Annotated in this window: 15 protein-coding genes and 1 pseudogene; 13 read left to right on the forward strand and 3 right to left on the reverse strand. The window is 60.7% G+C overall.

Annotated features, from left to right (window positions below; translation table 11 throughout):
* Positions 1 to 225 precede the first annotated feature (225 nt).
* The 3 genes from ACY4LX_RS14940 to ACY4LX_RS14950 all read right to left on the reverse strand — a co-directional run bounded on the left by ACY4LX_RS14940 (position 226) and on the right by ACY4LX_RS14950 (position 2,970).
* A complete protein-coding gene (locus ACY4LX_RS14940; RefSeq protein ID WP_463260386.1) occupies positions 226 to 1,329 on the reverse strand; it encodes a DNA alkylation repair protein in 1,104 nt (367 codons plus the stop codon).
* Between the two features lie 25 nt (positions 1,330 to 1,354).
* A complete protein-coding gene (locus ACY4LX_RS14945) occupies positions 1,355 to 1,966 on the reverse strand; it encodes a glutathione S-transferase (RefSeq protein ID WP_463260387.1) in 612 nt (203 codons plus the stop codon).
* A gap of 83 nt (positions 1,967 to 2,049) precedes the next feature.
* A complete protein-coding gene (locus ACY4LX_RS14950; RefSeq protein ID WP_463260388.1) occupies positions 2,050 to 2,970 on the reverse strand; it encodes a MurR/RpiR family transcriptional regulator in 921 nt (306 codons plus the stop codon).
* A 311-nt stretch (positions 2,971 to 3,281) separates the two neighbouring features.
* On the opposite strand from ACY4LX_RS14950, the gene ACY4LX_RS14955 reads away from it, so the two are divergent.
* The 13 genes and pseudogenes from ACY4LX_RS14955 to ACY4LX_RS15015 all read left to right on the forward strand — a co-directional run bounded on the left by ACY4LX_RS14955 (position 3,282) and on the right by ACY4LX_RS15015 (position 18,418).
* The gene (locus tag ACY4LX_RS14955) at positions 3,282 to 5,219 is read left to right on the forward strand and encodes a bifunctional 5-dehydro-2-deoxygluconokinase/5-dehydro-2-deoxyphosphogluconate aldolase (RefSeq protein WP_463260389.1); all 1,938 of its coding nucleotides are present in this window, start codon (positions 3,282 to 3,284) and stop codon (positions 5,217 to 5,219) included.
* A 183-nt stretch (positions 5,220 to 5,402) separates the two neighbouring features.
* Positions 5,403 to 6,296, forward strand: a complete 894-nt coding sequence (gene iolE, locus ACY4LX_RS14960; RefSeq protein ID WP_463260390.1) for a myo-inosose-2 dehydratase — start codon at positions 5,403 to 5,405, stop codon at positions 6,294 to 6,296.
* A complete protein-coding gene (gene iolB / locus ACY4LX_RS14965; RefSeq protein WP_463260391.1) occupies positions 6,293 to 7,102 on the forward strand; it encodes a 5-deoxy-glucuronate isomerase in 810 nt (269 codons plus the stop codon). Before iolE ends, iolB begins: the two co-directional genes overlap by 4 nt.
* A gap of 29 nt (positions 7,103 to 7,131) precedes the next feature.
* Positions 7,132 to 8,634, forward strand: coding sequence for a CoA-acylating methylmalonate-semialdehyde dehydrogenase (locus tag ACY4LX_RS14970; RefSeq protein WP_463260392.1), 1,503 nt, complete (start codon positions 7,132 to 7,134; stop codon positions 8,632 to 8,634).
* A gap of 23 nt (positions 8,635 to 8,657) precedes the next feature.
* On the forward strand, positions 8,658 to 9,479 hold the full coding sequence (locus ACY4LX_RS14975) for a TIM barrel protein (RefSeq protein ID WP_463260393.1): 822 nt from the start codon (positions 8,658 to 8,660) through the stop codon (positions 9,477 to 9,479).
* 11 nt (positions 9,480 to 9,490) lie between these two features.
* On the forward strand, positions 9,491 to 11,422 hold the full coding sequence (gene iolD / locus ACY4LX_RS14980; RefSeq protein WP_463260394.1) for a 3D-(3,5/4)-trihydroxycyclohexane-1,2-dione acylhydrolase (decyclizing): 1,932 nt from the start codon (positions 9,491 to 9,493) through the stop codon (positions 11,420 to 11,422).
* Between the two features lie 41 nt (positions 11,423 to 11,463).
* On the forward strand, positions 11,464 to 12,474 hold the full coding sequence (iolG, locus tag ACY4LX_RS14985; protein ID WP_463260395.1) for a bifunctional inositol 2-dehydrogenase/D-chiro-inositol 1-dehydrogenase: 1,011 nt from the start codon (positions 11,464 to 11,466) through the stop codon (positions 12,472 to 12,474).
* Between the two features lie 138 nt (positions 12,475 to 12,612).
* A pseudogene (locus ACY4LX_RS14990) lies at positions 12,613 to 12,681 on the forward strand (AP endonuclease); the annotation flags it as partial.
* Positions 12,682 to 12,841: 160 nt separating this feature from the next.
* Entirely contained in the window at positions 12,842 to 13,894 is a 1,053-nt protein-coding gene (locus tag ACY4LX_RS14995) for a Gfo/Idh/MocA family protein (protein ID WP_463260396.1), read from the forward strand.
* Between the two features lie 146 nt (positions 13,895 to 14,040).
* Positions 14,041 to 14,967: a sugar ABC transporter substrate-binding protein gene (locus ACY4LX_RS15000; protein WP_149658384.1), complete on the forward strand. Its 927-nt coding sequence runs from the start codon at positions 14,041 to 14,043 to the stop codon at positions 14,965 to 14,967.
* A gap of 70 nt (positions 14,968 to 15,037) precedes the next feature.
* Positions 15,038 to 16,606 (forward strand): sugar ABC transporter ATP-binding protein, encoded by a 1,569-nt coding sequence (locus ACY4LX_RS15005; RefSeq protein ID WP_463260397.1) that lies wholly within the window; start codon positions 15,038 to 15,040, stop codon positions 16,604 to 16,606.
* Positions 16,607 to 16,663: 57 nt separating this feature from the next.
* Positions 16,664 to 17,686 carry an ABC transporter permease gene (locus ACY4LX_RS15010; protein ID WP_054052830.1) on the forward strand — a complete coding sequence of 341 codons (1,023 nt, stop codon included), beginning with the start codon at positions 16,664 to 16,666 and terminating at the stop codon, positions 17,684 to 17,686.
* Positions 17,687 to 18,013: 327 nt separating this feature from the next.
* Positions 18,014 to 18,418 (forward strand): TraR/DksA family transcriptional regulator, encoded by a 405-nt coding sequence (locus ACY4LX_RS15015; protein ID WP_007907888.1) that lies wholly within the window; start codon positions 18,014 to 18,016, stop codon positions 18,416 to 18,418.
* Positions 18,419 to 18,434: the final 16 nt, after the last annotated feature.

The following is an 18,434-nucleotide window of genomic DNA, read 5'->3' on the forward strand; positions in this document are numbered from 1 at the left end:
TTCTTCGCGAGCAAGCTTTGCTCCTACGGTGATGGCGTCAGGTCTGGTACACCGCGTCATCGTTCTTCGCGAGCAAGCTTTGCTACTGCGGTGATGGCGTCAGGTCTGGTACACCGCGTTATCGTTCATCGCGAGCAAGCTTTGCTCCTGCGGTGATGGCGTCAGGTCTGGTACACCGCGTTATCGTTCTTCGCGGGCAAGCCTCGCTCCTACGGGGGGCGTGTTTCAGGGGAGGATTTCGAACGAGGTGCTGGCCAGGCGTTCGCCGTTGACCATGATGTGCACGGCGTGTGCGCCCGCGTAGTGCCGGCGCGTGGTGAGTTCCTTGATTTGCTGCCCACGACTGACCAATTCGCTGGCGTGGCCGGGTAGCGTCAGGGCCTTGAGCTTGAACACCTTTGCCGAAGTGCTGCCGTTGGCTTTAACGTAATCGATCGCATAGTCGATCACCAATCGCTGACTGTCCGGGACTGTGGATTTCACCGTAAACGACAGGCTGATTTTCTCCCCCAGCCGAATAACCTTCGGTTCCACTTTCACATCGATCATCTCAACCTCAGGCTTCCCACCCGCCCCAATCACCGCCAACGCCCGCTGATTCCCCTGTTTGATCAAACTGCGCAACGCATGCTTGGCAATCCACGCGGTGTGCTTGTTCTCCAGCGACCAGCCCTCGATCAAGTCCAGCACCCAGTCGGGGTGGTCCTTGGTGATGTCATTGAGGTGGTTGGCCACGGATTTGCGCACGTACAGGCTTTCATCCGCCTTGAGATTATCGAGAATCGCCGCCGCCAACGTCGGGTCTGCCTGGATCGGTTCCAGGCGAAACGACCACGGCAATCGCGGCCGGCTGCCTTCACTGGCCAGCCTGCGCACATGTTCGTTTTCATCCCGCGACCACACCTGCATCAGCGCCAGCGAGCGCTCAAGATCACTGCGCAGAAAATGCCGGATCGCGAATTCAGAAGAGCCGAATGAGGTGAAAAACTTGAGCGCTTCCATCGACTGTTCAAAGTCATGCGCACCATACATCGCCACATAATTCGGCAACGAGATGCTGACAAACCCGCTGTTCAGTCGAGGGGCGACGGCGCGCAGTACGTCGAGGGATTCTTCATACCCCAGCGGCAACACTGCATGCAGGCACTCACTGACCCGCGCCATGCGCTGCATGATCGACAGTTCAGCGAGGCCCTCATTGGCCATCTTCAGGAAAGCTTTGGCGTTGAATGCCGGGTAGACCGCCGTCATTTCGGTCGCGATGTGCTTGAGGCGCTCGGCGTTGAAGATTTCCTTCAGCGCCGGGTTAGAGGTTTCAGCGGCGGTCATGGGTGAATCCGTGGCGGAGGGCGGCTCAGGTTATCGGGGTAGCGATGAACGCCTCAAGCTTTTCCGCCTGGGCGGTGAATTGAGCAATGTGCGGGAAGCGTGTGGCATCGACCTGATCTGGCACTACGAGGTTGGTGAAACTCCATGCGACGGCGACGGTAATGCCGTCCTGGGCAATCTCGGAACCACCCGGCAGCGGTTGCTTCGACAGCTCCCGCTCCAGCACCGAATAGGCCGCAGCGAGTTGCCCTTCAACCCGCTCAACCCACGGCTGATACTGAATATCCGCAGGCCGCAGATTACGTTCGTAGTAAAGCTGTACCGACTTCTCGCACGCCGCCAGTGCCAGCCCAATCACCCGCAACGAGCGCAAGCGCTGCTTCAGATCACTCGGCATCAAGCTTTTAGAAGTGCCGGCCAGCGCTTCGAGGTAGTCGATGATCAACGTCGAATCCATCAACACTTCGCCATCATCCAGCACCAGCGTCGGCGCCTTGACCACCGGGTTGATCTGCTGGAATTGCTCGAAATGCCGGAACACCGACACCGATTCATGTTCCAGGTCGATGCCCAACAACCGGGCGGAAATAGCCGCCCGACGCACGTAGGGCGAATCCAGCATGCCGATCAGTTTCATCTGCGTTCCCCTGTAGGAGCAAAGCTTGCTCGCGATGCGGACAACCTTAGTCAGAGGTTCAACGACCTGCAAACGCTCTTACGCTAATCCTCAAACCCCACCTGCTCATGAATCTCATCCACCTTCAATTCCAACCGATACGCCACCGCAATAAACAACGCCTGACACAAGCACAACGTCGCACTCAACGACCGGAACGCAAACGAACTCCCTTCATTCACCAGCAACACCGTGCTCGCTCGCTTGGCCAGCGGCGAAAGGTTGCTGTCCGTGATGATCAAGGTTTTCGCCTGATGATGCTGTGCGATGCGCAGGCAGTGCTGGGTTTCCTTGCCATACGGCGTGAAGCTGATAGCAATCACCAAATCATTAGCCCGCACGCTGCGCATCTGCTCGCGGTAGCTGCCGCCGAGTCCGGACACCAGGTGAATACGCTTATTGGTGTGTTGCAGGTTGTAGACCAGATAGTCGGCCACCGCGAACGAGCGGCGCACGCCGACCACGTAGATGTTGTCGGCATTCACCACCAGATCGACGGCCTTATCGAAGGCCACATCGTCGAGCTCCATGCCCAGGCGTTCGATGCCCGACAGCGTGGCGTCGATGCATTCCCGCGCGAGGTCGCCGCCGCTGGCCTTCTGCGATTTGTTGGCGATCATGCTGCGGATGCGCTGCTGGTAGTTCTGCACCGGCGTGGTTTTGTGCGTATACGCCTCGCGGAACAACGCCTGCATTTCGCTGAAACCGCTGAAACCAAAGCGCTGGGAAAACCGCACGATGGCCGACGGGTGCACTTCGCATTCCCGGGCGATGTCGCTGATGCGGTCGACCATGATCCGGTCGCTCTGCTGGCTCATGTAGCTGGCGATGCGTTTGAGCTGGCGCGGCAGGCTTTCGTATTCGTTGGTGATCAGCTGCAGCAAACGCTCGGCATTGATCGGTGGGCTCTCAAGGTCGCTCTCGGGCGGGCTCTCGGTCGTGGCCGGCTGATCGGTGCGGGACATAAAGGATCCTTCTGGCTTGTTCTTATAGGAATGACGAATCGGTCATCCCCTGACAATAGGTTGGCTGTGCGCAGTCTACAGGGTAGGCCGGAATAAAATCTTGAGCATGCCGTCGGCATACACGCTGCTGAAACGATGCACTGCGCTCTGGAACGCTTGTACCGGAGTTTATTGGAAAAAATATTCCACGTAAAAAATATATAGAATAAATATTGATTATTCGGTCCCGGTCGTTTTAGTCTGCATCCACCAAGAGTGTTCGGCACGGCCATCGTCCCGAACGCAGGCTGATAAAAATAACAGGAGCCAGCATGGGCCAGACTCGTTTTGCCAGTGGGCGTCAATTGGATCTGATTTGCCTGGGGCGCCTTGGCGTCGACCTCTATGCGCAGCAAGTCGGGGCGCGGTTGGAAGATGTTTCAAGCTTCGCCAAATACCTCGGTGGATCCTCCGCCAACATCGCGTTCGGCACCGCACGCCTGGGCCTCAAGTCGGCGATGCTGAGCCGGGTAGGGGACGACCATATGGGCCGTTTTCTGCTCGAATCCCTGGCCCGCGAAGGCTGTGATGTCAGCGGCATCAAGGTCGATGCGGAACGCCTGACCGCCATGGTCCTGCTGGGCCTCAAGGACCGCGAAACCTTTCCCCTGGTCTTCTACCGCGAGAACTGCGCCGACATGGCGCTGCGGGCCGAAGACATCAACGAAGCCTTTATCGCCTCCAGCAAAGCCTTGCTGATCACCGGCACCCATTTCTCCACCGACGGCGTCTACAGGGCGAGCATCCAGGCCCTGGACTATGCCGAGAAGCACAACGTCAAACGCATTCTGGACATCGACTACCGCCCGGTACTGTGGGGCCTGGCGGGTAAGGCGGACGGCGAAACCCGTTTCGTCGCCGATCAAAATGTCAGCCAGCACGTGCAGAAAATCCTCCCGCGTTTTGACCTGATCGTCGGCACCGAAGAAGAGTTTTTGATTGCCGGCGGTTCCGAGGATTTGCTCACTGCACTGCGTAACGTTCGACGTTTGAGTGACGCGACGTTAGTGGTCAAGCTCGGCCCGCAGGGTTGCACGGTGATTCACGGGGTGATTCCGGTACGCCTTGAAGACGGCGCGATTTACCCCGGCGTGCGGGTTGAAGTACTTAACGTCTTGGGCGCTGGCGATGCCTTTATGTCGGGTTTCCTCGCCGGTTGGCTGGAGGACGCCAGCGACGAGCGCTGCTGCCAGTTGGCCAATGCCTGCGGCGGTCTGGTGGTGTCGCGCCACGCCTGCGCCCCGGCGATGCCGACCCGCGCCGAACTCGACTATCTGTTCAACAGCCCGGTGCCGATCACCCGGCCGGACCAGGACGTCACGCTGCAACGCCTGCATCAAGTCAGCGTGCCGCGCAAACAGTGGAAGCAACTGTTCATCTTCGCCTTCGACCATCGCGGGCAACTGGTGGAACTTGCGCACAAGGGCGCGCGCGACCTGAGCGCGATCTGCGAACTCAAGCAACTCTTTATAAAGGCAGTGGAACGGGTCGAAGCGGATTTGCGCACTCAAGGCATTGAGGCGGATGTCGGGCTGCTGGCCGATCAACGCTTCGGCCAGGACTCGCTGAACGCCGCCACCGGTCGCGGCTGGTGGGTGGCGCGGCCAGTGGAAGTGCAGGGTTCGCGGCCCTTGGCCTTCGAACACGGACGCTCCATCGGCAGCAACCTGATTGCCTGGCCGCAAGAACAAATCATCAAGTGCCTGGTGCAATTTCACCCGGATGACGAACCGCTGTTGCGCCTGGAACAGGAAGCGCAGATCAAGGGTTTGTACCAGGCATCTCAGGTCAGCGGCCACGAATTGCTGCTGGAAATCATCCCGCCGAAGGATCACCCGTCGGCGCACCCGGACGTGCTGTATCGCGCGCTGAAACGCCTCTACAACCTGGGCATCTACCCGGCGTGGTGGAAGATCGAAGCGCAGAGTGCCGAGGAATGGAAACAGCTGGATGAGTTGATTCAGGCGCGTGATCCGTACTGCCGTGGCGTCGTTCTGTTGGGCCTGAATGCCCCGGCGGCGGCGTTGGCCGAAGGCTTTCAACAGGCCAGCCAGAGCCAGACCTGCCGCGGGTTTGCCGTGGGCCGCACGATCTTCCAGGAACCGAGCCGGGCGTGGATGGCCGGGGAGATTGACGATGAAACGCTGATCCGCCAGGTGCAGGGCACGTTTGTCGAGTTGATTGACGCCTGGCGCACGGCCCGGGCCTGAACACAATCATGAGGCCGGCCGGGCCCGTTGTGGCGAGGGGGCTTGCCCCCGTTGGAGCGCGAAGCGGTCCCAAAATAGCGAGTGCTCCGCACTCGAACGGGGGCAAGCCCCCTCGCCACAAAAGCTCAGCCAGTCACAAGTAATCGGTTGAACATTTTAGAAAAAACAATAAAAGGTGCAGCCATGCCCGCTATTCGAATTGGCATCAACCCGATCTCCTGGAGCAACGATGACCTGCCGTCCCTCGGTGGCGAGACGCCGCTGAGCACCGCGTTGAGCGAAGGCAAGGAAATCGGCTACGAAGGTTTCGAACTCAACGGTAAATTCCCCAAGGATGCCAAAGGCGTCGGTGACGTGCTGCGGCCTTACGACCTGGCGCTGGTCTCCGGCTGGTATTCCAGCCGTCTGGCCCGCCGCTGCGTGGCCGAGGAAATCGACGCCATCGGCAGCCATGTCGAGCTGCTGGCGAAGAACGGCGCCAAAGTCCTGGTGTACGGCGAAGTCGCGGACTCGATCCAGGGCCAGCGCATTCCACTGGTCGAACGCCCGCGTTTCCACACCGAGCAAGCGTGGCAGGAATACGCCGACAAACTCACCGAACTGGCGCGCTTTACCCTGTCCCAAGGCGTGCGCCTGGCGTATCACCACCACATGGGCGCCTACGTCGAATCCCCGGCGGACATCGATAAGTTGATGGCGCTGACCGGCAGCGAAGTCGGCCTGTTGTTCGATTCGGGCCACTGCTACATGGGTGGCGGCGAACCGTTGCAGGTGCTGCGCAAACACATCGAGCGCATCTGCCACGTACATTTCAAGGACGTGCGCAAACCGGTGGTGCAACTGGCGCGCAACAACCTGTGGAGCTTCCCGGACTGCATCATCAACGGCACCTTCACCGTGCCGGGGGATGGCGATATCGATTTTGGCGCCTTGCTCGACGTGCTGTTGGCCGCCGATTACCACGGCTGGTTGGTGGTTGAAGCCGAGCAGGATCCTGCGGTCGCACCGAGCTACATCTACGCCAAGAAAGGCTTCGACACCTTGCGTGCCTTGCTCGACGAGAGGATTGGATTATGAGCCTGCTGGTCAAAAGCAATGCCCGTGGCCGGACCATGGTCGAACTGGGCCAAGGGGAGTTGGAATACGTCGGTTTCGCCGCGTACCGCTTGAGCCTCGGCGAAACCTTGCCGGTGGCTGCGGGCGATAAGGAACTGTGCCTGGTGCTGCTCAGCGGTCGCGTCAGCCTCAAGGGCGAAGCGCCGGGGCAGGGGGCGTTCGATTGGGACAACATTGGCGAGCGCCAATCGGTGTTCGAAGACAAATCTCCGTTCGCCGCCTACCTGCCGCCCGGCAGCCAGGCCCAAGTCACCGCCCTCAGCGACGTGCAAATCGCCGTGTGCGCTGCGCCCGGTTCGGCCGCCAACAACCTCGGCCCACGCCTGATCAAACCCGAGTCAATGAAGCGCAGTGTGCGCGGCAAGGGCGCCAACACGCGCTACGTCTGCGACATCCTGCCAGACACCGAACCCGCCCATTCGCTATTGGTGGTGGAAGTGCGCACGCCGTCCGGGCATTCGTCGAGCTACCCGCCGCACAAGCACGACACCGACGACCTGCCGCACCAGAGCTTTCTCGAAGAAACCTATTACCACCAGATCAACCCGCCCCAGGGCTTCGTGTTCCAGCGGGTCTACACCGATGACCGCAGCATCGATCAGGCCATGGCCGTGGAAAACAGCGACTTGGTGGTGGTGCCCAAGGGGTACCACCCGGTCAGCGTGCCTTACGGCTACGAGTCGTATTACCTGAACGTGATGGCCGGGCCGAAACGCGTCTGGCAGTTCCACAACGATCCGCAGCATAGCTGGCTCCTGGATCTCTAATTCCAACACTTGCACGGAGAACAAGAACAATGAGCAACGCCCCGGTCATCGGCCATTACATCAGCGGCCAAGTGCAAGACAGCGGCAGCGAACGCTTCAGCAACGTGTTCAACCCAGCCACCGGTGCGGTGCAGGCGCGGGTCGGATTGGCCAGCGAGAAGACCGTCGACGAAGCCGTGGCCTCGGCCCTGAAAGCCTTCCCGGCGTGGTCCGAGCAATCCTCCCTGCGTCGCTCCCGGGTGATGTTCAAGTTCAAGGAACTGCTCGACCGCCACCACGATGAGCTGGCCGAAATCATCAGTTGCGAACACGGCAAAGTGTTCTCCGACGCCAAGGGTGAAGTGACTCGCGGCATCGAGATCGTCGAGTACGCCTGTGGCGCGCCGAACCTGCTAAAAACCGAATTCAGCGACAACATCGGCGGCGGCATCGACAACTGGAACCTGCGTCAGCCTCTGGGCGTGTGTGCCGGGGTCACGCCGTTCAACTTCCCGGTGATGGTGCCGCTGTGGATGATCCCGCTGGCACTGGTCACCGGTAACTGCTTCATCCTCAAACCGTCCGAGCGCGATCCGTCGGCCAGTTTGCTCATGGCCCGTTTGCTCACCGAAGCCGGGTTGCCGGACGGTGTGTTCAACGTGGTCCAGGGCGACAAAGTGGCGGTGGACGCGTTGCTGCAACACCCGGACATCGAGGCGATTTCCTTTGTCGGTTCGACGCCGATTGCCGAGTACATCCACCAGCAAGGCACCGCTCGCGGCAAGCGAGTGCAGGCGCTGGGCGGGGCGAAGAACCACATGATCGTCATGCCCGATGCCGATCTGGATCAAGCCGCCGACGCGCTGATCGGCGCCGCTTACGGCTCGGCCGGCGAGCGCTGCATGGCGATTTCGATTGCCGTGGCGGTGGGGGATGTCGGCGATCAGTTGATTGCCAAGTTGCTGCCGCGTATCGACCAACTGAAAGTCGGTAACGGCCTGCAGGGCGACAGCGACATGGGGCCGCTGGTCACTGCCGAGCACAAGGCCAAGGTCGAAGGCTTTATCGGCGAAGGCGTGGCCCAGGGCGCGCAACTGATCGTTGATGGCCGCAACTTCAAGGTGCCGGGGGCCGAGAACGGTTTCTTCGTCGGCGCGACGCTGTTCGATAACGTCACGACCGAGATGAGCATCTACCAGCAAGAAATCTTCGGGCCGGTGCTGGGCATCGTTCGCGTCCCGGATTTCGCCAGCGCCGTGGCCTTGATCAACGCCCACGAGTTCGGCAACGGCGTGTCGTGCTTCACCAGTGACGGCGGCATCGCCCGCGCATTTGCCCGCACCATCAAGGTCGGCATGGTCGGCATCAACGTGCCGATCCCGGTGCCGATGGCCTGGCACTCGTTCGGCGGCTGGAAGCGCTCGCTGTTTGGCGACCACCATGCCTACGGCGAAGAAGGCATTCGTTTCTACAGCCGCTACAAAAGCGTGATGCAGCGCTGGCCCGACAGCATCGCCAAGGGGCCTGAATTCAGCATGCCAACCGCCAAATAATTCACCTGCGGAGAACAACAATAATGAGCAAGCCCCTGCGTTTCGCCCTGAACCGTATGGTCGCCCCCCGTTTGTCCCTGCCGGCGTTCATCGACTTGGCGGTGACCCTCAAGGCCGACGCCATCGAGATCCGCAACGACCTCAAAGGCGTCGAAATCGAAGACGACACCGCGCCTGAAACGGTGCGTGAGTTGTGCGCGGCCAAAGGCATCACCGTGCTGTCGATCAACGCGTTGTATCCGTTTGATGTGTGGAATGACGAGCGCCGTGTGCAGGCCTTGAAGCTTGCCGCGTATGCCCGGGATTGCGGTGCCCAGGGACTGGTGATGTGCCCGTTGAATGATCGCGCCGATCCGCGCAATGAAGCCGAACGGGTTTCGGGTTTGCGTACGGCGTTGACTGAACTGGCGCCGATCCTGCGCGATCACGGCATTCTCGGGTTCATTGAACCGCTGGGGTTTGAAGAGTGCTCGCTGCGACGTAAACGTCCGGCGGTGGACGCGATCAAGGCCATCGGTGGGCTGGATGTGTTCCGGCTGGTGCACGACACCTTTCACCATCACCTCGCCAGCGAGCAGGCGTTTTTCCCTGAACTGACCGGGCTGGTGCATATCTCCGGGGTCGAGGATGCCGAAGCGCCGCTCAACAGCATCCGCGACGGCCATCGGGTGCTGGTGGGCGAGGGCGACATCCTCGGCAATGCGGCGCAGATCGAGACGTTGCTGAGCAGCGGTTACAGCGGCTACCTGTCGTTCGAACCCTTTGCTGACAGCGTGCATGGCCTGGCGGATATCGAACAGGCGATCGGCGCGAGCATGAGCCACCTGCAAAAATCTTTGGCCTGAAAGGGGCGCACATGACCACTACAAGACTGACCATGGCCCAGGCCCTGGTGAAATTCCTCGATAACCAGTACATCGAGGTCGATGGGGTCCAGAGCAAATTCGTCGCCGGGGTCTTCACCATTTTCGGCCACGGCAACGTGCTCGGCCTGGGCCAGGCTTTGGAGCAGGACAGCGGCGACCTGATCGTGCATCAGGGCCGCAACGAACAAGGCATGGCCCACGCCGCCATCGGGTTCGCCAAGCAACACCTGCGGCGCAAGATCTACGCCTGTTCCTCCTCGGTCGGCCCCGGCGCCGCGAACATGATCACCGCTGCGGCCACCGCTACCGCCAACCGCATTCCATTGCTCCTGCTGCCCGGCGATGTCTACGCCTGCCGCCAACCGGACCCGGTGTTGCAGCAGATCGAGCAGTTCCACGACCTGAGCATCAGCACCAACGATGCCTTCAAGGCCGTGAGCAAATACTGGGACCGCATCAACCGTCCCGAGCAACTGATGACCGCGGCGATCCACGCCATGCGCGTGCTCACCGACCCCGCCGAAACCGGCGCCGTGACCCTGGCCTTGCCGCAAGACGTGCAAGCCGAGGCCTACGACTACCCGGATTACTTCCTGCAAAAACGCGTGCACCGTATCGAGCGCCGTCCGGCTACCGAAGCCATGCTCGGCGATGCGCTGGCGCTGTTCAAAGGCAAGCGCAAACCGCTGATTATTTGCGGTGGCGGGGTGCGTTACTCCGGGGCCAATGCGGCGTTGCAGGCGTTTGCCGAGCGCTTCGACATTCCGTTCGCTGAAACCCAGGCCGGCAAGAGTGCGGTGGTGTCCAGCCATCCGCTGAACGTCGGCGGCATCGGCGAAACCGGTTGCCTGGCGGCGAATCTGCTGGCCAAGGACGCTGATTTGATCATTGGCATCGGCACGCGCTACAGCGACTTCACCACCGCGTCGAAATCCTTGTTCCAGCATCCGGACGTGCAATTTCTCAACCTCAATATCAGCCCCTGCGATGCCCTGAAACTCGACGGCGTGCAACTGCTGGCCGACGCCAAAACCGGTTTGCTGGCACTGGCCGATGCACTGGGCGATTACCGCTCGAGCTGGGGCGATCAACCGCGCCAGGCCAAGGCGCAGCTGGATGAGGAAGTTGATCGGATCTATCAGGTCGACTACCAGGCCAAGGATTTCGTCCCGGAAATCAACGACCACATGGACCCGGCCGTGCTGCGCGAATTCATCGAACTGACCGGTTCCTGCCTGACCCAGAGCCGCGTGCTCGGCGTGCTCAATGAAACCCTGGCCGACGACGCGGTGATCGTCGCCGCCGCCGGCAGCCTGCCCGGCGACTTGCAACGCAGTTGGCGCAGCAAGGGCGTGAACACTTACCACGTCGAGTACGGCTATTCCTGCATGGGTTACGAGGTCAACGCCGCGTTGGGCGTGAAACTCGCCGAGCCGGAGCGCGAGGTCTATGCGCTGGTCGGCGACGGCTCCTACATGATGCTCCACTCGGAACTGGCGACCTCGATTCAGGAGCGGCGCAAGATCAACGTGGTGCTGCTGGATAACATGACCTTCGGCTGCATCAACAACCTGCAAATGGAACACGGCATGGACAGCTTCGGCACCGAGTTCCGCTTCCGTAATCCGGAAACCGGCAAGCTCGATGGCGGCTTCGTCCCGGTGGATTTCGCCATGAGCGCGGCGGCTTATGGCTGCAAGACTTACAAAGTGAACACCGTTGCAGAACTGCAAGCAGCGTTGGCGGATGCGCGGTTGCAGACGGTCTCGACGCTGATCGATATCAAGGTTTTGCCCAAGACCATGATTCACAAATACCTGTCGTGGTGGCGGGTCGGCGTGGCGCAGGTTTCCACCAGTGCGCGTACCGATGCCGTGGCCAAGACCCTGAATGAACGACTGGCGAAGGCTCGTCAGTACTGATTGCCCCTGAAACCAACAACAATTTTTCGCAGGAGATTTTTATGTCTTTGAAGCTTGGAGTGATTGGCACCGGGGCCATCGGCCAGGACCATATCCGTCGTTGCAGCCAGACCTTGCTCAATAGCCAGGTGGTTGCCGTCACCGACATCAACTTGCAGCAAGCGGCGAAAATCGTGTCCGACCTGAAGCTGACCGCCGAGGTCTACCCCGATGGTCACGCGCTGATCAAAGCGCCGGAAGTCGAGGCCATCCTCGTCACCTCCTGGGGCCCGAGCCACGAAGAGTTCGTGCTGGCCGCCATTGCCGCGGGCAAACCGGTGTTCTGCGAGAAGCCCCTGGCGGTCACTGCTGAAGGCTGCCGCAAGATCGTCGAGGCCGAAGTGGCCCACGGCAAACGCCTGGTGCAGGTCGGTTTCATGCGCCCGTACGACGAAGGTTATCGCGCCCTCAAAGCAGTGATCGACAGCGGCCAGATCGGCGAACCGCTGATGCTGCACTGCGCCCACCGCAACCCGACCGTGGGCGAAAACTACAAGACCGACATGGCCATCACCGACACCCTGATCCATGAACTGGACGTGCTGCGCTGGTTGCTCGACGACGACTACGTTTCGGTGCAAGTGGTGTTTCCACGCAAATCCAGCAAAGCCCTCGCGCATTTGAAAGACCCGCAAATCGTGCTGCTGGAAACGGCCAAGGGCACGCGGATCGACGTGGAGGTTTTCGTCAATTGCCAGTACGGCTACGACATCCAGTGCGAAGTGGTGGGGGAGACCGGCATTGCCAAGTTGCCGGAGCCGCAACAGGTGCAATTGCGCAGTGGCGCGAAATTGTCGAATGCGATTCTGATGGACTGGAAGGATCGGTTTATTGCCGCGTATGACGTTGAACTTCAGGCCTTCATTGATGGTGTTCGCGCAGGCCAGGTGGGCGGTCCATCAGCATGGGACGGCTTCGCCGCCGCCGTCGCGGCAGACGCGTGCATCGAAGCCCAGAACAACGGCCAGATCGTCAAAGTCAGCCTGCCAGACCGCCCACACTTCTACGGCTAACCGCTGATCGTTCCCACGCTCCGCGTGGGAATGAATCCCGGGACGCTCCGCGTCCCAAGAGCGGACGCAGAGCGTCCATGGCGGCATTCCCACGCAGAGCGTGGGAACGATCAGCGTCAGGTGAAGGAGAACAAGCATATGCGCATTGCACTAGACCCCTACATGTACCGCACCCTGTCCCTGGGCAAGATGGTCGATAAGAAAGCGAACTCTGCCGCTAACGACCACCACATTACCCTGTAACCGATCGTTCCCACGCTCCGCGTGGGAATGCAGCCCGGGACGCTCCGCGTCCCAAAGCGGACGCAGGGCGTCCATTGATGCATTCCCACGCAGAGCGTGGGAACGATCAAGAAGGAGTTGAATCATGCGTATCGGACTTGTCGGTTACGGCCATGGCGGCCGGTTTTTCCATGCTCCGCTGCTCAGCAGCCTGCCGGGCGCCACGTTCGTGGGCGTGGTCACCCGTTCCCCGGAGCGCCGCCAGTTGCTGGCCACCGAACACCCCAGCGTGCCGGCCTTCGACAGCATCGGCCAACTGGTGGAAGCCGGGATCGACGTGCTGGTGGTGTCCACGCCGCTCAAGGGTCGCCCGGCGCTGGTGCTCGACGGCATCGAGCACGGCGTGGCGGTGGTCAGCGACAAACCGTTCGCCGCCGATGCGCAACAGGCACAAACCCTGATCACCATGGCCGAGCGTCAGGGCGTGCGGCTCAGCGTCTACCAGAACCGGCGTTGGGATTCGGACTTCCTCACGGTGCGCAAGCTCATCGAGTCCGGCGCGCTGGGGCAGGTCACTCGCTTCGAATCGCGGATCGAACGCTACTCGCCGCACGCGGTGAACAACGGCAGCGGCGGCGGTTTCCTGCGCGACCTCGGCAGCCACTTGGTGGATCAGGCGTTGTTGCTGTTCGGCCCGGTCACCAAGGTCTACGCCGAATTGGAATACCTGGAAAAAGGCCAGGCCTTCGACAACGGCTTCTTTATGTCCCTGACCCACGCCAGCGGTGTGATTTCACACTTGGGCGGCAGTTGCCTGCAAAACACCCCCGGCCCTCGCTTTCGAGTCACCGGCACCCAGGGCTGCTACAGCGTCGATGGGCTGGACGGGCAGGAGGCCCTGGCGCTGGCCGGGCTCTCACCAAAATCCGAAGGTGAACGCTGGGGCGTCGAGGAACACCGGAACTGGGGCTGGTTCGAACAAGGCGAGGTGCGCGAACGCGTTCCCTCCGAACGTGGCTGCTGGAACCAGTTCTATTTACAGCTACAAACCGCGTTACAGAGCGGTGGCCCACTGCCGGTCGAGGCCCGTGATGCACTGGCGACCACCCGTGTTCTGGACGCTGCACGCTTGAGTGCCGAGCGCCGGCAAGTGGTGGATTTGGGCCTGTTCGACCACCGTGGAATAAAATCAGAATAAAATTCTAAAATGAGTTGATATAGAAATTATATTCCAATAGAGTCATTTCCAGCGACCTGCCTCGCGCCACGTTTCACTGTTATCTGCTCACTGAAATCGTCACGCCATATCCATAAAACCAACAAGAATGTGGAGAAAGACTTTTCATGAAGACCCAGATCCGTTTCACCGCCCTTGCTCTCTCCCTGATGTTCACCAGCGGCGCTGCTTTGGCCGATATGAAGATCGGCGTGAGCATGTCTCAGTTCGACGACACCTGGCTGACCTACCTGCGCGAATCCATGGACAAGAAAGCCAAGTCCTACCCCGACGGCGTGCAGCTGCAATTCGAAGATGCCCGCAGCGACGTGGTCAAGCAGCTCAGCCAGGTCGAAAGCTTCATCAGCCAGAAAGTCGATGCCATCGTGGTCAACCCGGTGGACACCGCCGCCACCCGAAAAATCACCGAAGCCGCCGTCAAGGCTGGCATTCCGCTGGTCTACGTCAACCGCCGCCCGGATGACCTGAAACTGCCCAAAGGCGTGGTCACCGTGGCGTCCAATGACATGGAGGCCGGCGAGATGCAGATGCAATACCTGGCCGACAAAATGGGCGGCAAGGGTGACATCGTGATTCTGCTCGGCGACCTGGCCAACAATTCCACCACCAACCGCACCAAAGGCGTCAAAGAGGTGCTGGCCAAGTACCCGAACATCAAGGTCGAGCAAGAGCAAACCGGTATCTGGCTGCGTGACAAGGGCATGACCCTGGTTAACGACTGGCTGACCCAGGGCCGCAAGTTTGACGCGGTGGTGGCCAACAACGACGAAATGGCGATTGGCGCGGCGATGGCCCTGAATCAGGCCGGGGTCGACAAAGGCACGGTGCTGATCGCCGGGGTCGACGGTACGCCGGACGGCTTGAACGCGATCAAGAAAGGCAACATGACGGTCTCGGTGTTCCAGGACGCGAAAGGTCAGGCCGACGGTTCCATCGACACCGCCGTGAAAATGGCCAAGAACGAACCCGTGGAACAGAACGTCTGGGTGCCGTACCGCCTGATCACCCCGCAAAACGTCGACACCTTCAAATAGCTCGTCCGCTCAATAACAACAATAAGCACGCAAGGTGGCCACCGCGACCTTGCTGATGGAGTACCTGATCATGTTCGCTTCAGCGACTGCTTCGAGCGCCACCCCGTTGGCGGGGATCCAGCCAACCGCAACACCTGTCGATGAGCCGTACCTGCTGGAGATCATCAACGTCAGCAAGGGTTTTCCCGGTGTGATTGCCTTGTCCGATGTGCAACTGCGCGTGCGCCCCGGTTCCGTGCTGGCCCTGATGGGCGAGAACGGCGCGGGCAAATCGACCCTGATGAAAATCATCGCCGGCATCTACCAGCCGGACGCCGGCGAACTGCGCCTTCGCGGGCAGAAAGTGGTGTTCGAAACACCGCTGGCGGCGCTCCAGGCCGGGATCGCGATGATCCACCAGGAACTCAACCTGATGCCGCACATGAGCATCGCCGAGAACATCTGGATCGGCCGCGAGCAGCTCAATGGCCTGCACATGGTCGATCACCGGGAAATGCACCGCTGCACCGCCGCGCTGCTGGAACGTTTGCGCATCAACCTCGATCCGGAAGAGCAGGTCGGCAACCTGAGCATCGCCGAACGGCAGATGGTCGAGATCGCCAAAGCCGTGTCCTACGACTCCGACATCCTGATCATGGACGAACCGACCTCGGCCATCACCGACAAGGAAGTCGCGCACCTGTTCTCGATCATTGCCGACCTGAAAAGCCAGGGCAAAGGCATCATCTACATCACCCATAAAATGAACGAAGTGTTCGCCATCGCCGATGAAGTGGCGGTGTTCCGCGACGGCGCCTACATCGGCCTGCAACGGGCCGACAGCATGGATGGCGACAGCCTGATTTCGATGATGGTCGGGCGCGAGTTGAGCCAGTTGTTCCCGGTGCGCGAGAAGCCGATTGGCGATCTGCTGCTGTCGGTGCGCGACCTGAAACTGGACGGCATTTTCAAAGGCGTGTCCTTCGACCTGCATGCCGGGGAGATCCTCGGGCTCGCCGGGTTGATGGGCTCCGGGCGCACCAACGTTGCCGAAGCGATTTTCGGCATCACGCCCAGCGACGGCGGCGAGATTCGCCTCGATGGCCAGGTGGTGCGCATCACCGATCCGCACATGGCCATCGAGAAGGGCTTTGCGCTATTGACCGAGGATCGCAAGCTCAGCGGCCTGTTCCCGTGCCTGTCGGTGCTGGAAAACATGGAAATGGCCGTGCTGCCGCATTACGCCGGCCACGGTTTCATCCAGCAAAAAGCCCTGCGGGTGCTGTGCGAAGACATGTGCAAGAAGCTGCGGGTCAAGACCCCGTCGCTTGAGCAGTGCATCGACACCTTGTCCGGCGGCAACCAGCAGAAAGCCCTGCTCGCGCGCTGGCTGATGACCAATCCACGGATCCTGATTCTCGACGAGCCGACCCGTGGCATCGATGTCGGCGCCAAGGCCGAGATCTATCGGCTGATCTCCTACCTCGCCAGCGAAGGCATGGCGGTGATCATGATTTCCTCGGAGCTGCCGGAAGTGCTCGGCATGAGCGACCGGGTGATGGTCATGCACGAGGGCGACCTGATGGGCACCCTCGACCGCAGCGAAGCGACCCAGGAACGGGTGATGCAATTGGCCTCGGGTATGTCCGCGGTTCACTAATTGATGCCGGCGCTGGCTGCGGTCAGCGCGGGCGACGCGATAGAAGGGTGATGGGTTATGAACGCGATACTGGAAAACAAGCCAGCAACGGCACCGACCAAGAGTCGTCGGCGCTTTCCGACCGAGTTGAGCATCTTCCTGGTGCTGATCGGCATCGGCCTGGTGTTTGAGGTGTTTGGCTGGATCGTGCGCGACCAGAGCTTCCTGATGAACTCCCAGCGCCTGGTGCTGATGATCCTGCAAGTGTCGATCATTGGCCTGCTGGCCATCGGCGTGACCCAGGTGATCATCACCACCGGTATCGACCTGTCCTCGGGTTCAGTGCTGGCGCTGTCGGCGATGATTGCCGCCAGCCTGGCCCAGACCTCGGATTTCGCCCGGGCGGTGTTTCCATCCCTGACTGACTTGCCCGTGTGGATCCCGGTGATTGCCGGGCTCGGGGTCGGGCTGCTGGCGGGGGCGATCAACGGCAGCATCATTGCGGTTACCGGGATCCCGCCGTTCATTGCCACCCTCGGCATGATGGTCTCGGCCCGTGGTCTGGCGCGCTACTACACCGAAGGCCAACCGGTGAGCATGCTGTCCGATTCCTACACCGCCATCGGCCACGGCGCGATGCCGGTGATCATCTTCCTGGTGGTGGCGGTGATCTTCCACATCGCCCTGCGCTACACCAAGTACGGCAAATACACCTACGCCATCGGCGGCAACATGCAGGCGGCGCGCACCTCCGGGATCAACGTCAAACGGCATCTGGTGATCGTCTACAGCATCGCCGGGTTGCTCGCAGGCCTGGCCGGCGTGGTGGCCTCGGCCCGTGCCGCGACCGGGCAGGCCGGGATGGGCATGTCCTATGAACTGGATGCGATTGCCGCCGCCGTGATCGGCGGCACCAGCCTGGCCGGTGGCGTCGGGCGCATTACCGGCACTGTGATCGGCGCGCTGATCCTCGGCGTCATGGCCAGCGGCTTTACCTTTGTCGGGGTCGATGCGTATATCCAGGACATCATCAAGGGCTTGATTATTGTGGTGGCGGTGGTCATCGACCAGTACCGCAACAAGCGCAAACTCAAGCGCTGAAGTCGAAACAACTCGCAAAATGCGCCACGCCTGACCCGCGTGGCGCTGCCGTTTGTCTTCTATATACAGCCGCTGGACTGAATTTCTTGCTATAAACGCACTCCGATGACCACCACAACGACTGCCATAGAGCACTTTCCGGGTGTTGTCGGACAAATTCGCTGTCTTTTCAGTTGCTGAGGCCTCAAGTCGGCCTTAGACTGCCGCCCCTCGTAAATTGAGTGCCGGGTGGCGCTTGGAATAAATGGCGCCTTTGCGACGGACGAACGAGGTTCGGCGCAACGCTCCCTAATTCGCCTTAATGCACGTTTTTTTATAGAGATATCAATGACAAAGGACAAGTTGCTGGCCATGCCGGCGGATGACTACATGAATGCCGAGCAACATGCTTTTTTCTCCGAGCTGTTGCAGAACATGAAAGTCGAAACCCACGAGCGCATCGAACAGAACCGCATCGCCATCGAAAGCCTGGACACCCCGGCTGACCCGGCCGACGCGGCTTCCGTTGAAGAAGAGCGCACCTGGCTGGTCAATGCGATCGATCGCGACCAGCGCATGCTGCCTCAGTTGGAACAAGCTCTGGAACGCATCAAAGAAGACAGCTTCGGCTGGTGCGATGACAGCGGCGAGGCCATCGGCCTCAAACGCCTGCTGATCAGCCCGACCACCAAGTACTGCATCGAAGCTCAAGAGCGTCACGAACAGATCGACAAGCACCAGCGTCAGGCCTGATTCCGTAGCGCCCCCA

It is taken from the genome of Pseudomonas sp. Emmai (assembly GCF_055179735.1).